Source organism: Kitasatospora sp. NA04385 (genome assembly GCF_013364235.1).
Taxonomy (GTDB): domain Bacteria; phylum Actinomycetota; class Actinomycetes; order Streptomycetales; family Streptomycetaceae; genus Kitasatospora.
On the sequence record NZ_CP054919.1, the window covers coordinates 3,049,001 to 3,067,878 of the forward strand.

19 protein-coding genes are annotated in these 18,878 nt (G+C 74.8%); 8 read left to right on the forward strand and 11 right to left on the reverse strand.

Features of this window, described 5'->3' with window-relative positions; genetic code table 11:
• Positions 1-24: 24 nt before the first annotated feature.
• The 4 genes from HUT16_RS13270 to HUT16_RS13285 form a co-directional block, all read right to left on the reverse strand.
• The gene (locus HUT16_RS13270) at positions 25-1,338 is read right to left on the reverse strand and encodes a hemolysin family protein (protein WP_176188420.1); all 1,314 of its coding nucleotides are present in this window, start codon (positions 1,336-1,338) and stop codon (positions 25-27) included.
• A 69-nt stretch (positions 1,339-1,407) separates the two neighbouring features.
• Positions 1,408-2,400, reverse strand: a complete 993-nt coding sequence (locus tag HUT16_RS13275) for a malate dehydrogenase (RefSeq protein ID WP_176188421.1) — start codon at positions 2,398-2,400, stop codon at positions 1,408-1,410.
• A gap of 201 nt (positions 2,401-2,601) precedes the next feature.
• A complete protein-coding gene (locus HUT16_RS13280; protein WP_176188422.1) occupies positions 2,602-3,015 on the reverse strand; it encodes a DUF3017 domain-containing protein in 414 nt (137 codons plus the stop codon).
• Between the two features lie 5 nt (positions 3,016-3,020).
• Complete coding sequence (locus HUT16_RS13285) at positions 3,021-3,875, reverse strand: bifunctional methylenetetrahydrofolate dehydrogenase/methenyltetrahydrofolate cyclohydrolase (RefSeq protein ID WP_176188423.1); 855 nt, start codon at positions 3,873-3,875, stop codon at positions 3,021-3,023.
• A 481-nt stretch (positions 3,876-4,356) separates the two neighbouring features.
• Between HUT16_RS13285 and HUT16_RS13290 the strand changes: the two genes are divergently transcribed.
• Together HUT16_RS13290 and HUT16_RS13295 are read left to right on the forward strand one after the other, a co-directional pair.
• A complete protein-coding gene (locus HUT16_RS13290; protein ID WP_176188424.1) occupies positions 4,357-4,725 on the forward strand; it encodes a DUF2752 domain-containing protein in 369 nt (122 codons plus the stop codon).
• A 137-nt stretch (positions 4,726-4,862) separates the two neighbouring features.
• Entirely contained in the window at positions 4,863-5,603 is a 741-nt protein-coding gene (locus HUT16_RS13295) for an RDD family protein (protein ID WP_176188425.1), read from the forward strand.
• Between the two features lie 77 nt (positions 5,604-5,680).
• On the opposite strand, the gene purH is transcribed toward HUT16_RS13295, so the two are convergent.
• Both purH and purN read right to left on the reverse strand, forming a co-directional pair.
• The gene (purH, locus tag HUT16_RS13300; protein ID WP_176188426.1) at positions 5,681-7,288 is read right to left on the reverse strand and encodes a bifunctional phosphoribosylaminoimidazolecarboxamide formyltransferase/IMP cyclohydrolase; all 1,608 of its coding nucleotides are present in this window, start codon (positions 7,286-7,288) and stop codon (positions 5,681-5,683) included.
• Positions 7,285-7,944, reverse strand: coding sequence for a phosphoribosylglycinamide formyltransferase (purN, locus tag HUT16_RS13305; protein ID WP_254897795.1), 660 nt, complete (start codon positions 7,942-7,944; stop codon positions 7,285-7,287). Before purN ends, purH begins: the two co-directional genes overlap by 4 nt.
• A 366-nt stretch (positions 7,945-8,310) precedes the next feature.
• Between purN and HUT16_RS13310 the strand changes: the two genes are divergently transcribed.
• On the forward strand, positions 8,311-8,928 hold the full coding sequence (locus HUT16_RS13310; RefSeq protein ID WP_176188427.1) for a hypothetical protein: 618 nt from the start codon (positions 8,311-8,313) through the stop codon (positions 8,926-8,928).
• Positions 8,929-8,977: 49 nt separating this feature from the next.
• Here HUT16_RS13310 and HUT16_RS13315 read toward each other — a convergent pair whose 3' ends face one another.
• Positions 8,978-10,024, reverse strand: a complete 1,047-nt coding sequence (locus HUT16_RS13315; RefSeq protein ID WP_176188428.1) for a Scr1 family TA system antitoxin-like transcriptional regulator — start codon at positions 10,022-10,024, stop codon at positions 8,978-8,980.
• A 403-nt stretch (positions 10,025-10,427) separates the two neighbouring features.
• On the opposite strand from HUT16_RS13315, the gene HUT16_RS13320 reads away from it, so the two are divergent.
• Together HUT16_RS13320 and HUT16_RS13325 are read left to right on the forward strand one after the other, a co-directional pair.
• Positions 10,428-10,739: a hypothetical protein gene (locus HUT16_RS13320; RefSeq protein ID WP_176188429.1), complete on the forward strand. Its 312-nt coding sequence runs from the start codon at positions 10,428-10,430 to the stop codon at positions 10,737-10,739.
• Positions 10,736-11,128 (forward strand): hypothetical protein, encoded by a 393-nt coding sequence (locus HUT16_RS13325; protein WP_176188430.1) that lies wholly within the window; start codon positions 10,736-10,738, stop codon positions 11,126-11,128. The genes HUT16_RS13320 and HUT16_RS13325 overlap by 4 nt, the downstream gene beginning before the upstream one ends.
• 45 nt (positions 11,129-11,173) lie before the next feature.
• Here the strand turns inward: HUT16_RS13325 and HUT16_RS13330 are convergent, their stop codons facing one another.
• Both HUT16_RS13330 and HUT16_RS13335 read right to left on the reverse strand, forming a co-directional pair.
• Positions 11,174-11,854, reverse strand: a complete 681-nt coding sequence (locus tag HUT16_RS13330; RefSeq protein ID WP_254897796.1) for a response regulator transcription factor — start codon at positions 11,852-11,854, stop codon at positions 11,174-11,176.
• The gene (locus HUT16_RS13335) at positions 11,851-12,669 is read right to left on the reverse strand and encodes a sensor histidine kinase (RefSeq protein WP_254897797.1); all 819 of its coding nucleotides are present in this window, start codon (positions 12,667-12,669) and stop codon (positions 11,851-11,853) included. Before HUT16_RS13335 ends, HUT16_RS13330 begins: the two co-directional genes overlap by 4 nt.
• A 492-nt stretch (positions 12,670-13,161) precedes the next feature.
• On the opposite strand from HUT16_RS13335, the gene HUT16_RS13340 reads away from it, so the two are divergent.
• Together HUT16_RS13340 and HUT16_RS13345 are read left to right on the forward strand one after the other, a co-directional pair.
• Positions 13,162-14,076, forward strand: a complete 915-nt coding sequence (locus HUT16_RS13340; RefSeq protein WP_176188431.1) for an ABC transporter ATP-binding protein — start codon at positions 13,162-13,164, stop codon at positions 14,074-14,076.
• Positions 14,073-14,846, forward strand: coding sequence for a hypothetical protein (locus HUT16_RS13345; RefSeq protein ID WP_176188432.1), 774 nt, complete (start codon positions 14,073-14,075; stop codon positions 14,844-14,846). The genes HUT16_RS13340 and HUT16_RS13345 overlap by 4 nt, the downstream gene beginning before the upstream one ends.
• A 179-nt stretch (positions 14,847-15,025) precedes the next feature.
• On the opposite strand, the gene HUT16_RS13350 is transcribed toward HUT16_RS13345, so the two are convergent.
• Positions 15,026-16,297, reverse strand: coding sequence for a DUF6350 family protein (locus tag HUT16_RS13350; protein WP_176188433.1), 1,272 nt, complete (start codon positions 16,295-16,297; stop codon positions 15,026-15,028).
• 117 nt (positions 16,298-16,414) lie between these two features.
• Between HUT16_RS13350 and HUT16_RS13355 the strand changes: the two genes are divergently transcribed.
• Positions 16,415-18,040, forward strand: a complete 1,626-nt coding sequence (locus HUT16_RS13355; RefSeq protein WP_176188434.1) for a LuxR C-terminal-related transcriptional regulator — start codon at positions 16,415-16,417, stop codon at positions 18,038-18,040.
• Here HUT16_RS13355 and sucD read toward each other — a convergent pair.
• Complete coding sequence (gene sucD / locus HUT16_RS13360) at positions 17,973-18,863, reverse strand: succinate--CoA ligase subunit alpha (RefSeq protein WP_176188435.1); 891 nt, start codon at positions 18,861-18,863, stop codon at positions 17,973-17,975. The two genes, HUT16_RS13355 and sucD, sit on opposite strands and share 68 nt — an antisense overlap.
• Positions 18,864-18,878 lie beyond the last annotated feature (15 nt).

Consider the following 18,878-nt stretch of genomic DNA (forward strand, 5'->3'; position numbering starts at 1 on the left):
CATTGTTCCAGTTCTCCGGGCCGGTCAGGAAACCTCCGGGGCCGCCGGTTCGGCCGGTGTGACGGTGCTCACCCGCAGCCGTTCGATCCGCCGCCCGTCGAGCCGGGCCACGGTCAGCCGCGCCCCGGCCTCGGTGACCACCTGGTCGCCCTTGCGGGGCAGCCGCCCCAGCTCGCGCACCACGAACCCGGCGACCGTCTCGTACGGGCCCTCGGGCAGGGTCAGGCCGGTCTCCCCGGTGAAGTCGGCGAGGTTGAGCAGCCCGTCGATCTCGACGCCGCCGCCGGCCAGCCGCCGGGTCGCGGTGGTGTCCTGGGCGTCGTACTCGTCGCGGATCTCGCCGATCACCTCCTCGACCAGGTCCTCCAGGGTGACGATGCCCGCGGTGCCGCCGTACTCGTCGACCACGATCGCCAGGTGGTGGCCCTCCCGGCGCATCTCGCTCATCGCCTCCAGCACCCGCTTGGTGGCGGGCAGCAGTTTCACCGGGCGGGCCAGCTCGGCGACCCGGACGGCCTGCTCGCCGCGCGCCCCGTACAGGTCGCGGACGTGCACGAAGCCGGTCACCGCGTCGTAGGAGCCCTCCACCACCGGGTAGCGGGAGTGCGGCGCGGAGTCGGTCTCGTGCCGGACCTCGGCCACCGGCCGGTCGCCGTCCAGGAAGGTCACCTCGGTGCGCGGCACCATCACCTCGCGCAGCTGGCGCTCCCCCGCCGCGAACACCTCGTTGATCAACTCGCGCTCGTCCGAGCCGAGTTCGGTGTTGGCGGCGACCAGGCCGCGCAGCTCCTCGGGGCTCATCACGCCGCGCCCGGCGCTCGGGTCGCCGCCCAGCAGCCGCACCATCAGGTTGGTCGAGTGGCCCAGCAGCCAGATCGCCGGCCGCAGCACCACCGACATGACGTCCACCACCGGCGCGGCCAGCACCGCGATCGACTCGGCCCGCTGCAGGCCGATCCGCTTGGGCGTCAACTCGCCCAGCACCAGCGAGGCGTAGGAGATCACCAGGGTCAGGCCGACCAGCGCGACCGCGTCCGCGACGCCCTCGGACAGGCCCGCCCGGACGAACACCGGCGCCAGCTTGCCCGCCAGGGTGTCCGCGCCGAACGCCGCCGACAGGAAGCCCATGCAGGTCACCCCGACCTGCACCGCCGCCAGGAACCGGTTCGGGTCCGCCGCCAGGTGCGCGGCCCGCGCGGCCCGCCGCGAACCCGCCGCCTCCAGGGCGCGGATCTGCCCCTCGCGCAGCGAGATCAGCGCGATCTCCGCGACGTTGAACAGGCCGCCCAACATGATGAACACCAGGACGAGCGCGGCGTCCTGCAGGGTTTCGCTCACGGCCCGAGTGTAGGAGAACGGCCGGGCGCCCCGTGGGCACCCGGCCGTTCACACCGTGCGGGAGGGCGCTCAGATGAGGCCGAGCTCCTGCACCGCGTCGCGCTCCTCGGCGAGCTCGCCGACCGAGGCGTCGATCCGCTTGCGGTCGAACTCCGAGAGGTCCAGGCCCTGGACGATCTCGAACTTGCCGTCCTTGGTGGTGACCGGGAACGAGGAGATCAGGCCCTCGGGCACGCCGTACGAGCCGTCGGAGACGATGCCCATCGAGGTCCAGTCGCCGGCCGGGGTGCCGTTGACCCAGGTGTAGACGTGGTCGATGGCGGCGTTCGCGGCCGAGGCGGCCGAGGAGGCGCCGCGGACCTCGATGATCTCGGCGCCGCGCTTGGCGACCTTCGGGATGAAGAAGTTCTCGACCCACTCCTGGTCGGCGCCGACGGCGTCGAAGGCGGCCTTGCCGGAGATCTCCGCGTGGAACAGGTCCGGGTACTGGGTGGCCGAGTGGTTGCCCCAGATGGTGACCTTCTTGACGTCCTCGACCGTCACGCCGGCCTTCTTGGCCAGCTGGGCGACGGCCCGGTTGTGGTCCAGGCGGGTCATCGCGGTGAAGCGCTCGGCCGGGACGTCCGGGGCGTTGCGCTGGGCGATCAGGGCGTTGGTGTTGGCCGGGTTGCCGACCACCAGGACCTTGATGTCGTCCGCGGCGTTGTCGTTGATCGCCTTGCCCTGCGGGCCGAAGATGCCGCCGTTGGCGGAGAGCAGGTCGCCGCGCTCCATGCCCGCGGTGCGCGGCCGGGCGCCGACCAGCAGCGCGACGTTGGCGCCGTCGAAGGCGACGTTCGCCTGGTCGGTGATGGTGATGTCGCGCAGCAGCGGGAACGCGCAGTCGTCGAGCTCCATGGCGACGCCCTCGGCCGCCTTCACGCCCTGCGGGATCTCCAGCAGGCGCAGGTTCACGGGGACGTCGGCACCCAGCAGGTGGCCCGAGGCGATGCGGAACAGCAGCGCGTAGCCGATCTGGCCGGCGGCTCCGGTGACGGTGACGTTGACGGGGGTGCGAGTCATTTCAGCCTTCTCCTGCGGTGGCCAGGTGCCCCAGGCACACCGGCGCGCTGGAGCCGAGGATGATCTCTCGATATCGAGAGACCTGGGCAAGGCTATCGCAAGGCGGTTGTCGGCACCGACCGGGGCTCGCGCCCGGGCGCGGCCGCGACGCGCGGAACCGGGGAGGCGCGGGCGGGCCGCCTCCCCGGTTCCGCCCGCCGGCTACCGCATGGGGTGCCCGATGAGCCGTCCGATGTTCTCCAGCACCGGCACCCGCAGCCACGGGTCGGGCTGGGCGACCAGCGTGAGCAGGACGATCACGCCGCCGAGCACGAACATCAGGGTGACGTCGGTGAACCGGCTGCGGACGGCGAGCATGCCGACGTCGGGCAGGCCGAGCCGGAGCAGCGCGCCGAGCAGCGGCGCCGCGCCGAGGGCCAGCAGGCCGAGCCGGAAGTGGCCCTGCCAGGTGATCAGCAGGCCGGTCAGGGCGAGGGCCAGGACCAGCGTGATCGGCCACTGGCGCAGCGGGAGGGCGTGGCCGCGGCCGAGCGCGGCCCCGGCACCCTCGGGCGGCAGGGTGCCCTGGGTGGTGACGGGGGGACGGCGGCGGCCGCGCCGCTTGACGCCGGGCACCGGTGTCAGGCGCCGGCGCGGCGCTCGGCCGCCTCGACGATGTTGTTGAGGAGCATCGCGCGGGTCATCGGGCCGACGCCGCCGGGGTTGGGGGAGATCCAGCCGGCCACCTCGGCGACGCCGGGGTGCACGTCGCCGACGATCTTGCCCTCGCTGCGGGAGACGCCGACGTCCAGGACCGCCGCGCCGGGCTTGACGTCCTCGGGCTTGACCAGGTGCGGGACGCCCGCGGCGGCGACGATGACGTCGGCGTTCCGCAGGTGCGCGGCGAGGTCGCGGGTGCCGGTGTGGCAGAGCGTCACGGTGGCGTTCTCGCTGCGGCGGGTGAGCAGCAGGCCGATGGAGCGGCCGACGGTGATGCCGCGGCCGACCACGACCACCTCGGCGCCGTCGACGGCGACGCCGTGGCGGCGGAGCAGTTCGACGATGCCGAGCGGGGTGCAGGGCAGCGGGCCGTCGATGCCGAGGACGAGGCGGCCGAGCGAGGTCGGGTGGAGGCCGTCGGCGTCCTTGTCCGGGTCCATGAGTTCGAGCACGCGGTTCTGGTCCAGGCCCTTGGGGAGCGGGAGTTGGACGATGTAGCCGGTGCAGGACGGGTCGGCGTTGAGCTCGCGGACGACGTTCTCGACGTCCTCCTGGGTGGCGGTGGCGGGCAGTTCGCGCTGGATGGAGGCGATGCCGATCTCCGCGCAGTCCCGGTGCTTGCCGTTGACGTACCACCGGCTGCCCGGGTCGTCGCCGACCAGGACGGTGCCGAGGCCGGGGACGATGCCCCGCTCCTTGAGGGCCGCCACGCGGACGGCGAGTTCGGACTTGATCGCGGCCGCGGTGGCCTTGCCATCGAGAATCTGGGCAGTCATGACCCCCATTCTCCCGGATCGGGTGCGCGGGCCGCGCCGCCGGACCGCCTGCCGGACCGGTGCGCCGCGCGGGCCACCCCGGGTGGGCGCGGGGCGACGGAGCGTACCGGTCGCGTCGCGGTTGTGCCACGGTCCGGTCCGGGTTGCGGGAGCCGCTGGACAGCGCGGTGCGGTACGCACGACGATGGCCGGACGATCCCTGCCGCACCGGCCCTGGTGACGGGCCGTAGCCGGCAGGAGGGGACGACAGCCGGGGGATGGACGACAGTGGGCGAACCGCACCGACCGGGGCCGCGCGGCGCGCGCCGCCCGGGTGCCGCCGCCGCGTCGCGCGCCCCGAACGGCCGTGAGCGCCCCGGGGCCCGCTCCGGCCCCGCCGGACGCCGCTCCCCGCTCCCCGCTCCCCGTTCCCCGCTCCTCCCGTTCCTCCGCTCCTCCGGTCCGCCGCACGGCGTCCCGTTGGCGGCGCTCGGCCGGCACCGTGCCGGGCGGGGCGCTGCGGGTGCTGCTGCGGGCGGCGGCGGTCGCCGGCGCGGCGGTCGCGGTGGCCGCGGTGCACGACGCGCACGACCCGGGGGTGCTGTGTCCGCTGCGCCTGCTGACCGGGGTGCCGTGTCCGCTGTGCGGCAGCACGACGGTGTTCGTCGAGGCGGGCCACGGCCGGTGGGCGGCAGCGCTGCTCGCGAACCCGGTCACGGCGCTGACCGCGGTGGCGCTGGTGTGCGGCCCGTTCGGCCCGGGCCGGCGGTGGCGGCAACTGTCGTACGCGGGCCGCAACCTGCTGGTGGGCGCGGCCCTGGCGGCGGCCTGGGTCTGGGAGTTGGCCCGGCTCGTCCTGCTGCGGTCCTGAACGGGCGGCACGTCCGTGGCCGTTGACCGGTGCCCCGTCGGCGTGGTCCGCTACTCTGCCCCGCGGTCGGTGCCCCCGTCAGCCCGTCCCTCGTCCTTTCCCGTCCCGTCCCCGTCCCTTCCTGCCCGGAGGCACCGATGAGTTACCCGCCCGACCCGAACAACCCGTACGGCCAGCAGCCCCCGCAGCCCGGCTACGGCTACCCGCAGCAGGCCCCGCCGCAGCAGCCGGGTTACGGCTACCCGCAGGGGCAGCAGCAGCAGCAGCCCTACGGCTACCCGCAGCAGGTGCCGCCGCAGGCCGGTTACGGCTACCCGCAGCCGGCCGGCACGATCCAGGCCAACAACGGCTACATCAACATCGCGCACGTCGGCACGGTGCGGATCGCCACCATGGGCCAGCGCTTCCTGGCCCGGCTGCTGGACGGCATCGTCACCTCGGTCATCATCGGCATCGCCATGGCGGCCGGTCTGGCCGGCGCGGTCGGCCTGGCCAAGTCCAAGGACTGCAACCAGTACGACTACGGCAGCACGGGCTACGAGTCGTGCGTGCGGGACACCGGCACCAGCGTGGTCGTGACGCTGCTCACCATGTTCGCCGTGATCGCCGTGTTCAGCCTGCTCTACGAGTGGCTGATGGTGGGCCTGGCGGGCGCCACCATCGGCAAGATGGCCCTGGGCCTGCGGGTGGTGCGGGAGAACGACGGCCAGCACCCGGGCGTGGGCGGCGGTTTCATCCGCTACATCCTGCCGCTGCTGGGCGGTCTGGTGTGCGGCATCGGCACGCTGCTGGTCTTCATCTCGCCGTTCTTCGACAACTCCGGCAAGCTGCAGGGCTGGCACGACCGCGCGGCGGGCACCGTCGTCATCAAGCGCTAGCCTGCGCCGCGGACGCCCGAGGGCCCCGCACCCCAGCTCGGCTGGGGTACGGGGCCCTCAGCGTCACCGACCCGGGGTCAGTGGAAGAAGTGCCGGGCCCCGGTGAGGTACATGGTCACGCCCGCCTTCTCGGCAGCCGCGATCACCTCCTCGTCGCGGATCGAACCGCCCGGCTGCACCACGGCCTTGACGCCCGCGGCGAGCAGGATCTCCAGGCCGTCGGCGAACGGGAAGAACGCGTCCGAGGCGGCGTAGGAGCCGACCGCGCGCTCGCCGGCCCGCTCGACGGCGAGCTTGCAGGAGTCGACCCGGTTGACCTGGCCCATGCCGACGCCGACCGAGGCGCCGTCCTTGGCGAGCAGGATCGCGTTGGACTTGACGGCCCGGCAGGCCCGCCAGGCGAAGGACAGCTCGGCCAGCTCGTCGGCGGACAGCGCCTCGCCGGTGGCCAGCGTCCAGGTGGACGGGTCGTCGCCGGCCGCGTCGACCCGGTCGACCTGCTGGAGCAGCAGGCCGCCGGAGATCCGGCGGGACTCCAGCGCGTCGGCGGGGGCCTCGGGGGCGAGCAGCACCCGCAGGTTCTTCTTCTTGGCCAGCACCTCCAGGGCGCCGTCCTCGTAGCCGGGGGCGACGACGACCTCGGTGAAGATCGGGGCGATCTGCTCGGCCAGCTCGGCGGTGACCGGGCGGTTGACGGCGATCACGCCGCCGTACGCGGAGACCGGGTCGCAGGCGTGGGCCTTGCGGTGCGCCTCGGCGACGTCCGCGCCGGTGCCGATGCCGCACGGGTTGGCGTGCTTGATGATGGCGACGGCCGGGCCCGCGTGGTCGTACGCGGCGCGGCGGGCCGCGTCGGTGTCCACGTAGTTGTTGTAGGACATCTCCTTGCCCTGGAGCTGCTGCGCGCCCGCCAGGCCGCCGCCCGCGGTGGAGCCGCCGATGGACGACGTGTCGGTGTAGAGCGCGGCCTGCTGGTGCGGGTTCTCGCCGTAGCGCAGGACGTTGCCGAGCTCCCAGGTGCTGCCCAGGAAGGACGGGAACGCGGCCTCGGACTCGGTGTAGCCCGACTCCTCGAACCAGGAGGCGACGGCGACGTCGTACGCGGCGGTGTGCGCGAACGCGGCGCCCGCGAGGCGCTTGCGGGTCAGCAGGTCGAAGCCGCCGCCCCGCACGGCGGTCAGCACGTCCGCGTAGCGGGCCGGGTCGACCACGACGGCCACCGAGGGGTGGTTCTTCGCGGCGGCGCGGACCATGGACGGGCCGCCGATGTCGATCTGCTCGACGCACTCGTCGGGGGTGGCGCCGGAGGCGACGGTGGCGGTGAACGGGTACAGGTTCACCACGACCAGGTCGAACGGCTCGACGCCCAGCTCGGCGAGCTGCGCGCGGTGCGACTCCAGGCGCAGGTCGGCCAGCACGCCGGCGTGCACGCGCGGGTGCAGGGTCTTGACCCGGCCGTCCAGGCACTCGGGGAAGCCGGTCAGCTCGGAGACCTCGGTGACCGGGACGCCCGCGGCGGCGATCCGCCCGGCGGTGGAGCCGGTGGAGACGATGGCGACCCCGGCGGCGTGCAGCCCCTGGGCCAGCTCCTCCAGCCCGGTCTTGTCGTAGACGCTGATCAGCGCGCGCCGGATCGGGCGCACGTTCTCGGAGACGGGGGTGTTGCCGGAGGAAGCGGCGCTCATGCCGGAATCCATACCTTTCGGTCCTCGATGCGGTGTCCTTCGCGGGCCAGCCGGCCCACGACCTCGACGAGCAGCTTGCGCTCGACAGTCTTGATGCGCTCGTGCAGCGCCTCGCCGCCGTCGGCGTGGTCGGCGTCCTCGACCTCCACCACGCCCTGGGCGATGATCGGCCCGGTGTCCACGCCGCCGTCCACCAGGTGGACGGTGCAGCCGGTGACCTTCACCCCGTACGCCAGCGCGTCGGGCACGCCGTGCGCCCCCGGGAAGGCGGGCAGCAGCGCGGGGTGGGTGTTGACGGTGCGCCCGGCGAAGGCGCCGACGAACGCGGGGCCGAGGATCTTCATGAACCCGGCGGTGACCACCAGGTCGGGTTCGTGGGAGGCGACGTCGGCGGTCAGCGCGGCGTCCCAGGCGGCCCGGTCGGCGTGGTCCTTGATCCGCCGGACGAAGACCGGGATGCCGGCCCGCTCGGCCCGCTCGATGCCCGCGATGCCGTCGCGGTCCGCGCCCACCGCGACGATCCGCGCGCCGTAACCGGGGTCGGCGGCCGCGTCGATCAGCGCCTGGAGGTTGGTGCCGGAGCCGGAGACCAGCACCACCAGCCGGGCCGGTCCGGGGGTACGGGGCGGGAACACTTGGGCGTCAGCGGCAGCCACGGCGCGATTCTCCGTACGTCGGGTTGTCGCCCGCTGGTACGTCCACCGTCGGTGGGGCCACTACGGGCGGCGGCAGGTCGGGAGCGACGGCGGCGGACCGCCGGGCGGCCGCGGCGCTGCGGGCCCCGGGAACCGTCGGGTGCTGCCGACCGTCACCACGATAACGGCTGGTGGGAGGCCGCCCGTAACCAGCGGGCAACGCTACGCGCGTAGTTGAGACGGGGATCTCGCGGTCGCGCCCCCGCCCCGGACACCGATCCGGCAGGGTGCCGTACGGCCGGGAACCGACTGGGGGATCATTGACCCGGGCCGCCCACTCCCCCACCGACGGGGCGGGCCATCCGACGAGCAGAAACGGCCGAGACCATGAGCAGCGGCGAGGACAGCGGCGAGCGCAACCCCTTCGCGCCCCCTCCGCCCGGCGCGCCCGACCAGCCCTGGCGTCCCCGCACCCCGCGCCCGCCCGAGACCGGGCAGCAGACCGGGCAGCAGCCGGACGGGCAGCCCGGGGAGGACCGTCCCCAGCCCCCGCCGTGGGGCCGACGCCCCGAGCCCGGCCAGCAGCAGCCCTCGCCGCCCAAGCTGGACCCGGCCGACCCCACCCACCGCACCGCCCGCAACGCCCTGCTCTCCGGCTTCGCCGCCCTGCTCGCGGTGCTGTTCGGCCTGTACTGGCTGGCTTTCCCGCTCTCGCTGCTCGCCGTCTGGTACGCGATCACCGTCCTGCGCACCCCGGCCGAGCCCGCCGCCGACCCGTTCTCCCCGCGCCCCGTCCGCCCGCAGGTCCCCGCCGCGCTCAGCGCCCTGCTGACCGGCGGCCTCGCCCTGGTGGTCTCGCTGGGCGTCTTCGGCATGCAGTTCACCTACCGCGACTACCTGAACTGCCGCAACGACTCGGTCACCCAGGAGGCCGCGCACAGCTGCGCCCAGGAGTACGACGTCCCGGCCTGGCTGAGCAACCTCTACGACGTCGCCGACGAATAACGAGAAACCCCCGGCCGAGGGGCCGGGGGCCTCTTCACGGGTGTCGGACTCAACCGACGCGGAACGCCCCGCCGCCGACGGCCGCCGCGAAGGCCTGCCAGGAGGCGGCGGGCAGGGTGAGGTACGAACCCTCGGGGTTCTTGCTGTCACGAACCAGCACCACGCCGTGGGACTGCGCGTGGGAGGTGCTGATCTCGACGCACGCACCACCGCCGCCGGAGTAGTTGGACTTGAACCAACTGGCGTTGGCTGTGTCAACGGGGACCATGTTGCACAGATCCTTCCGAGCCTTGCTGATCAGCACGAGGGAGTCAGCCGGGGAGAGAGCTTCGATCTGCAGGCGATGATACTCACCCAACCAGCCCGCCACGGTTCCGTATTCGTGTTCGACATAGCCCCGCTGATGCGTCTCGGTGTACCCCATCAACTCGCCATCGGCCATGGTCAGGAGGATGGTCATGTGCGTGAAGGGGCGCTTGGCCCCGTGGGCGAACGGCACGATCTGGAGGACGACGTTGGGGCGCGCCGACAGCGCGATCAACCAGTCCAACTGCCGCATCATCACTTGAGGTGAACCAACCACTGCGCGGATGCAGCTCTCGTCGATCACCAGGTGCAACTCCGGCGGATCCGCCTGGTGCAGCGGAGCCTGCCTGCCCAGCAGGACACCGACCCGCTCTGCGGCCTGCTCGGGCGTGACCGATCCCCGCTCCACATATCCCGCCTCCAATGCCCGGGCGTACTCCTCGGTTTGAATGATGCCGGGCAGAATCCCGACTTCCCACACCTGAATGCGGCGAGCCCTGGCCTCGAAGCCCACGTACTCCGGGAACCCGCCGTGAAAAGAGGTGTGGCCGATCATCCACCACAGGCCCTCCAGCGCACCGGCCGCGCCCAGCGCCCGGTCCGCCGCGCGGATGAACTCGACCGGGGGGCGGCGCTTCCCGTTCTCGATCATCGAGACGTACGCGCCGGTGTAGTTCACCAGCGACCCCAACTCGTCCTGGGTGAGCCGCTGTTGCTGCCGTCGTTCGCGCAACTGCCAGCCGAGTGCGGCCAGCGGGGATGACGAGGGGTCAAGTTCGTTGATGCGCACGTACGTTCTCCCCGGTCGAAAACCACGAGTGTTGACTCCAAACGCTTCCGATCGTAGCCGCGGATGCCGATGCTGGTGACACATTGGCGAAGGATCGGAGCACAGAGTGAGCGAGCAGGAAGCGTCCGCAGGGCCCGAGTTGCTGCCGCCCACCCCGTACCGACCCGCTGCCATCGGCGAATTGGTGGTCGACCGGAAGTCCGGGGCACTGGTCCGGTACATGGGCGAGTGGTGCGGGCTGATGTGGGTCCGGCCGCTCCGGGGCGGGACGGAGGTGCCCGTGCACCCGGGCGGCCTCGCGCCCGCGCCGGACGTGGATGGGACCAGTGAAAGCTGATGGGCAAATCAATCAATCAGACGTTCGGTCCCCACGGGGGGCCGTCGACGAAAGGAGAGAGGGAGCGTGCCGGCACAACAACGGACCGACGGCACCGACCCGGGCGACGCCGCCGCCCGGGCCCGGTGGATCGGGGACACGCTGGGCGAGTTGACGGGGCGCCGAGCGCTGGTGGAGGAGTCCGGCGACGGCGGGTTCCGGATCACCCTCCGGCTGGTGGAGCAGCCGGGGCACCGCCTCGCCGAGGAGGTGCTGCGGACCCTGCACGCGGGCGACCGGTTCGGGCACACCTCGGGGGACCGCTGGGAGCGGCTGTGGGTCGAGGTGGACGCGCCCGAGGCGGAGCCGTTCCTCCCGCCGCTGGAGGTGGGGCGGTGATCCCGGTCGAGTACTACCCGAAGGGGCACCCGGGGCTGGACTGGCACGCGGTCGGCGACGACCTGGACGGGGTGGTGCTGGCGAGTTCGCCCCGCGGGGTGGCGGTCGCCCGGGCCACCGACCCGCGCACCGTGCTGTACCTGAACCCGGACGAGTGGGCCGACCTGCGGGACGCGATCAAGCAGGGGCACTGCGACCACCTGCTCGGCGACCGCACGCTGTGCGCCGACCCGACGCCCCGGGACCTGCGGCTGCCGGGCGAGCGGGTGTACGTCGTCCTGGTCGAGCGCACCGGCGCGGAGCCGGCCGACCCGGACGACGTCGCGGCCCGGCTCTCCGACCTGCTGCGCCGGGGCGCGTACCGGACCGTCCCCGCCCTCCCGCACTGAGCGCCCGTGGCCCATGGCCCACAGCCCGCGGCCGGACGGAACGCATCAGCCCCGGTCGGCCGTCCCGTCCGGGGCGGGGGTGACGAAGCCGGACTCGTAGGCGGCGATCACCGCCTGGGTGCGGTCCCGGGCACCGAGCTTGCCGAGCACCGCGCTGACGTGCGTCTTCACGGTCTGCACGCCCAGGTGCAGCCGTTCGCCGATCTCCGCGTTGGACAGGCCCCGGGCCATCAGGCGCAGCACCTCGCCCTCCCGGCCGGTCAGTCCCGCCCGGGCCACCGCGCCGCCGTCGGCGTCCCGTCCGGCCCGGGCGGCGGCGAGGCGGCGGATCGCGGCGGGGAACAGCAGGCTCTCCCCCGCCGCCACCAGCCGCACCGCCTGGACCACCTCGGCGGGGCGGGAGCGCTTGAGCAGGAAGCCGTCGGCGCCCGCGCGCAGCGCCTCGTACACGTAGTCGTCGGCCTCGAAGGTGGTCACCACCAGGATCTTCGGCGGCGCGTCGGTGCCGCGCAGGATCGCCCGGGTCGCGGCCAGCCCGTCCAGACCCGGCATCCGCACGTCCATCAGCACCACGTCGGGGCGCAGCGAGCGGACCAGGCCGAGCGCCTCGGCGCCGTCGGCGGCCTCGCCGACCACCTCCAGATCGGGCTGGGCGTCCAGGACGGCGCGCAGGCCGAAGCGGATGAGTTCCTCGTCGTCGACCAGCAGCACCTTGATCACGCTCACCGCCCCAACCGTAGCGGCAGCCGCACCCGCAGCAGCCAGTACGCCCCGTCCGGGCCCGCCGCGCACTCGCCGCCGAGCAGTACCGCGCGTTCCCGCACCCCGCGCAGGCCCTTGCCGCCGCCCCTACGCGAACTCCCGTTCCCCGTGATGGAGTTGCGGCAGGAAAGCTCCAGCACGCCGTCCGCCACCGCGCCCCGGACCCGGATCGGCGCGCCGGGGGCGTGCCGCAGCGCGTTGGTGACGCCCTCCTGGACGATCCGGTACGCCTCGCGGGACAGCACTCCGGGCAACTCGGCGGCCCGGACGTCGAGTTCGGCGTCGACGGTGCTACCGGCCGCCCGGGCGGCGGCGAACAGCTCGGGGGCGCGGTCCAGGCCAGGCCGTTCGGCGACGGCCGCCTCGGGGGTCTCGCGCAGCAGCACCAGCATCCGTTCCAGGTCGTCCAACGCGCGGCGCCCGGTGGTCTCGATCGCCTCCAACGCCCGCTCCCGGAACGCCGGATCGGCCACCTCACGGGCCGCGCCCGCCTGCACCACCGTCACCGTCAGCGCGTGGCCGATCGAGTCGTGCAGCTCCCGGGCCAGCCGGTTGCGCTCCAGCAGGCGTTCGGCCCGGGCCTCGGCGGCGGCCAGCCGCTCGGCCCCGGACGGGCCCAACAGCCTTACCGCGAGCGCGAGTTGCAGGCGCCCGGCGTACACCACCAGCCAGAGCAGGACGAGGGCCGCCGGTGGCGCGAGCAGCGGCACGGCCGCCACCGCCCGGACCACCGCCGCCGTCGCCGTCCCGAGCAGCACCCCCAGCCCGACCCGGGCCACCAGCCAGCACGCCGTCCGCCCCCGCCGCCCAGCCCGCCGACGGCGCGACCCCGATCTCCTCCTCCCGCGCGGGCGCCAGCAGCAGCCGCGCCTGCACGCCCTCCCCGCGCCGCACCCCCGGCACCAGCGCCACCAGGCACAGCAGCGGCACGTCCACCGCCACCGCCCACGCCACCGCCCGCCCGGTCGACACCCCCTCCGTCCCCGGGTACACCAGCAGCACCACCCCGGCGAACACCAACCCGACCATCAGGTGCACCCACCGGGTGTAGGTGGCGGGACGCGACAGCGGAGCGAGCAGTGCGGGCATCCGACCATCCTCCCCCACCCTCCCGGCCGCCCGATCCGGGCCGGCCAACGACGTCCGCCTTGTCAGGGCGGCGCTCGCCCGCTCCTCCCTCCCGGGAGGGAGGAGGTCCACCCGCGCGCGGGATCCGGCCGCCCGGGGCTGGGCGGTTGACTCGGAGCACCGAACGGACGAGGGGAGTTCCCGTGATCGAGATCCGCGACCTGACCAAGGCGTACGGCGAGCGCCGGGCCGTGGACGGCCTGTCGTTCCGGGTCGAGCCCGGGCGGGTGACCGGGTTCCTGGGGCCGAACGGGGCCGGGAAGTCGACGACCCTGCGGATGGTGCTGGGGCTGGACCGGCCGACGTCCGGGACGGCGCTGGTGGACGGGCGGCCGTACGCCGGGCTCGACCGCCCGCTGTGCCGGGTCGGCGCGCTGCTGGACGCGCAGGCGCTGCACCCGGGCCGGACCGCCGCCGGGCACCTGCGCTGGATCGCCGCCTCGCACGGCCTGTCCGCCCGCCGGGTCGGCGAGGTGCTGGCCCTGGTCGGCCTCGCCGGGGTCGCCGGACACCGGATCCGGACGTTCTCGCTCGGCATGCGCCAGCGCCTGGGCGTCGCGGCGGCCCTGCTCGGCGATCCGGCCGCGCTGCTGCTGGACGAGCCGGTGAACGGCCTGGACGCGGAGGGCATCCGGTGGATCCGGAGCCTGCTGCGCCGGCTCGCGGGCGAGGGCCGGGCGGTGCTGGTGTCCTCGCACCTGATGGCGGAGATGGCGGTGACCGCCGACCACCTGGTGGTGATCGGCCGGGGCCGGCTGCTCGCCGACGCCTCCACTGCCGACTTCCTGGCCCGGCACGGCCGCCGCCGGGTCCGGGTCCGCGCCGTCGACCCGGCCGCGCTGGCCGCCCTGCTCGCCGCCGCCCACCCGGACGCGGTGCCGGTGCCCGGCGGCGACGGCGCGTTCGACGTCCCGGACGCCGACCCCGGCCGGCTTGGCGCGCTGGCCGCCGAGCACCGGGTGGTGCTGGTCGAGCTCTCCGTCACCCACGACTCCCTGGAGGAGGCCTTCATGCGGATGACCGCGGACGCCGTCGAGTACCGGGCGGTGGCGGCATGAGCACCGGCACCCGCACCCGCACCCGCACCCGCACCACGTACCCGCTGCGCGCCGAGTGGGCGAAGTTCGCCACGCTGCGCCCGCTGTGGACGACCCCGTTCCTCGCCGTGGCGCTCAGCGCGGGCATCACGGCGGCCGCCCAGGCCGCGTACGGGAGCACCGACACCTCGCTGACCGAGGACCCGATGGAGGGGCTGTACTACGGGCTGAACTTCGGGCAGGTCGCGGTCGCCTGCCTGGGCGTCCTGCTGATCGGCCAGGAGTACGCCTCCGGCACCCTGGCCACCTCGCTCGCCGCCGTCCCGGACCGGCTGCGCTTCTACCGCGCCAAGCTGCTGCTGGGCACCGGCCTCGGCCTGGCCGTCGGCCTGGTCACCGTCGGCTGCCAACTCGCCGCGACCGCCGCCACGGTGGGCCTGGACCTGTCCGCCCCCGGCACCGCGCGGGCCCTCGCCGCCGGGGTGCTCTACCACCCGCTGCTGCTCGTCCTGTGCCTGGCGCTCACCACCGTCCTGCGCAACCAGACGGCCGCCCTCGGGCTGCTCTCCCCCGCGGTCTTCCTCGGCACCACCGCCCTGGCCGCCGTCCCGGGCGTCCGCGAGGCCGCCCGGTTCCTCCCCGACCGGGCCGGTCAGTACGCCCTCCGCCTCGCCGACACCCCCGGCGCCCCCTACGGCCACACCACCGGTCTCCTCCTGATGGCCGCCTGGGCGGCCCTCGCGGCCCTGGCGGGCCTGCGCACCCTGCGCCGCAAGGACGCGCACGCGTGAACCCCGGACCGGGCGCAGCCGGACGCGGGGAACTGCGGGGGCGACCAGGCACCCGCCGCAGGATCGCGAGGCGACATCGGCCCACCGCCCGCCTCGCGACCTCGCGGACGTTCACCTCCCGCTGTGCGCAGTTCCCGGCGCACCGGCTGCGCCGTCCCGCTGCACCGGCCCGCGCGGGTTCACGCGGCGAGGCGGCACACCAGCCGGTACGCCCCCACCCGAGCGCGGATCACCGGCCCCGCGCCGTCGCCGTGGCGGCCGAGCCACCAGCGCGACAGCAGCGCCCCCGGCAGGGTGAGGGCGAGCAGCCAGGCGGTCTGGGCGAGGGCGAACTGCCAAGGCACGGGGCCGAGTTCGGACATCCGACCGGAGGCGAGGGCGCCACCGGCGAGGTACCCGGCGAGGAGGGCGGGCAGGACGCCCGCGAGGGCGGTCGCGGTGGCGACGGCCGCGGTCTGGGCGGCGGTCCAGCGGGTGGCGGCGCGGCCGATCAGCAGGGCGGCGGTGAGCGCCGCCGCAGCGCCCGCCGCACAGGCCAGCAAGTGCCAGTCGGGGCCGCGGTCGGCGGGGAGCAGGGCGAGCAGCGGGAAGTCCGGGGCGGGGCCGAGCCGGGTGCCGAACGGTCCGGCGTGGCTCCCGGTGCCGACCTCGAATCCCGCGCCGAGCGCGTAACTCGCGGACCAGAGCAGCGCGTTGGGCACCAGCGCCAGGCAGGCCAGCAGCATGCCGAGCCAGTCGGCGGCGCCGCCGCCGAGCCGCTGCGCGTGCTGTCCGGCGGAGCCGAGCAGCACCGCGACCGCGAGCACCACCCCGCCGCCGGCGGTCAGCGCGAGCAGCCAGCCGGCCAGCGCCCGTCCGGTGGCCGCCGGGGCGCCGTCCGGCCAGAGCGCGGGCGGCAGCGGCAGCCGGGGCAGCGCGGACGGCCGGCCGAGCCCGGTCCACAGGCCGTGGCCGAGCGCGGCGGCGGTGAGCAGGGCGACGGCGACGAGGTCGGCCACGGCCCGGGAGCGCAGCAGGGCCTGCGGGTCGGCGCACTGGGCGACGGCGGCGGCCGCGACCAGCAGGTACCCGGCGTACACCGCGAGCGGGGAGCGCCAGCGCATCCATCCGCGCCCCCGGGCGCGCCGGGCCTGGCGGTGCCCGGCGCGGGAGAGCAGCACGGCCGTGACGGCGGTGAGCAACAGCGGCGTGACGGTCACCGGCGCGGCGCCGGGGCCCCGGACGAGCGGGGCGCCGTGGCCGAGCAGCCAGAGCCCGAAGGCGGCTCGGGCCGCGTCCTGCGCCGTGTCGTCACCGTACGGGGCGAGCACCCACAAGCCGAACACCGGGACGGCGACCACGGACAGGGTGAGCAGCGCGGCGCGGACGCCGGTGAGCAGGTCGGAGAGGGTGGAGCGGCTGTCCAAGTCGCTCGGCAGGCCCAGGATCGGACGGCCCATCAACTGCGTCATGGCCCTCATGCTGCCAAGACCACCCGTTGCGGGGTGTCAACGCGCGAACCTTCGCCGTGTCCCGGATTATCAGTACATGTGCCTTTTTCCGGGACGGACCTGCCACGGAGGAGATCGGTGACCTCGCCCTCGACCGCCGAACCGGAACGCACCGCCGGGACCTCTCCCCGGGCCCGTGAGGACGCGGAGCTCCTGCTGCGCCGCCTGGCCCCGCGCGAGGCCCAGGCCCTGGCCCGGCTGGCCGCCGGCGACGACCTGCGCGCCATCGCCCGGCACCTGGGCGTCGCTCCGGGCACCGCCCGCAGCCACCTCGACCGGGCGATCCGCAAGCTCGGCGTCCGCACCCGCGAGGAGGCGGTGGCCCTGCTCGCCACGCTGACCCCCGAAGCACCCGAAGCACCCGAGGCACCCGAAGCACCCGGAACGCCCGGAACGCCCGGAACGCCCGGAGCCCCTGAAGCGCCCGCCGCGACGGCCGCCGCCGCGCCCGCACCCGCACCCGCCGAGCCCGAGACCGAGCCCGCCCCCGTCCCGGCCGACTTCGGGGAGTTCGCCGCGCTGGTGCACGCCCGGCTGGTGCAGCAGACCTTCCTGCTGACCGGCCATCGCCACCGCGCGGCGCACTGCGTGCACCTGGCGCTGGGGTCGGCGGCCCGGCGGTGGGAGGAGGTGTCGGCCGGTCCGGACCCGGAGGGGCGGGTGCGCGGGGAGGCGTTCGACCTGGCGCTGTCGCCGTGGCACCGGGGCGGCCCGCGGCGGGCGCACCTGCTGCGGTGGCCGCGGCGGCGGATCGTGGTCGACGCGGCGGGCGCCCCGGAGCCGCCCGAGCCGCCGCAGAAGCTGACCCACCAGGACCGGGCGCTGGTGAAGGCGCTGCTGCGGCTGTCGCGGCCGCGGCGGCGGGCACTGGTGCTGCACGACACGCTGGGCCTGCCGGTGGAGCGGGTCGCGGTGGAGGTGGAGTCGAGCACGGCGGCGGCCGGGAGCCGGGTGCGTTCGGCGCGGGCCGACCTGGCCCGGGAGGTCCCGGCGCTGGTCGGCGCAGACCCGGACGACCCGGAGTTCGCGGAGCGGCTCTCGGCCCTGCTGCACCGGGCGGCGGTGCACGGCTGCCCGGGCCCGCGGGTGCCGTCCACGGCGCGGCTGGTCGCGGACAGCCGGCTGCACACCGGGCTGGTGACGGGCGCGGCGGCGGCGCTGACCGCGGTGGTGGGCGGGGTGATCGTGGCGGCCCTGCTGGGCGTGGGCCCGACGGATTCGGCGCCGGAGCCGGTGGGCGCGACGGCCTGCACCTCGGCCGGTACGGGCAGCGCGGGCCCGGCCGCCCCGTACCGCGCGCCGGGGCTGCGGACGCCGTGGTGCAGTCCGGCGCCCGGCGTCCCGGCCCGGGTGATCGGCCGGCACGGGCAGCTGCCGCCGCCGCTGGACCGGCCCGCCCGGGCGGGCCGGACACCGCGCGCTGCCCGGCGGCCCGTTCGCGGCGGGTCCGTTCGCGGCCGGCCGGCCGCCGTTCGCCCCGCCGCCGGAGCGCCACCCGCTGCCGCCGCCGCTGGCCGCCCCGTGCGGCCCGGTCTGCGCCCCGTAGCGGGTCGGCCCCGGGAGACGCCGAGGGAGACGCCGAGGGCGCCGCGCACCGTCCGGACGGAACGGTGCGCGGCGCCCTCGGGCGTACTGACTACTGCGCGGCGGCGAACAGCTCGCGGGCCAGGCGGGCGGTCTCGGACGGCGTCTTGCCGACCTTGACGCCGGCGGCCTCCAGGGCCTCCTTCTTCGCCTGGGCGGTGCCGGAGGAGCCGGAGACGATGGCGCCGGCGTGGCCCATGGTCTTGCCCTCGGGCGCGGTGAAGCCCGCGACGTAGCCGACGACCGGCTTGGTGACGTGCTCGGCGATGTAGGCCGCGGCACGCTCCTCGGCGTCGCCGCCGATCTCGCCGATCATCACGATCAGCTCGGTCTCCGGGTCCTCCTGGAACGCCTTGAGGGCGTCGATGTGGGTGGTGCCGATGACCGGGTCGCCACCGATGCCCACCGCGGAGGAGAAGCCGAGGTCACGGAGCTCGTACATGAGCTGGTAGGTCAGGGTGCCGGACTTCGACACCAGACCGATCTTGCCCGAGCCGGTGATGTTGGCCGGGATGATGCCCGCGTTGGACTGTCCGGGGCTGATCAGGCCGGGGCAGTTCGGGCCGATGATGCGGGTCTTGTTGCCCTTGGCGCCGGCGTGGGCCCAGAACGCGGCGGTGTCGTGCACCGGAACGCCCTCGGTGATGACCACGGCGAGGCCGATCTCGGCGTCGATCGCCTCGATCACGGCGGACTTGGTGAACGCCGGCGGCACGAAGATGACGGTGACGTCGGCACCGGTCTTCTCGATCGCCTCGACCACGGTGCCGAACACCGGGACCTCGGTGCCGTCCACGTCGACGGTGGTGCCCGCCTTGCGCGGGTTCACGCCGCCGACGATCTGAGTGCCGGAGGCGAGCATGCGGCGGGTGTGCTTCATGCCCTCGGAGCCGGTCATGCCCTGGACGATGACCTTGCTGTCCTTGGTAAGGAAGATAGCCATGGTGTTGAGTCCCTT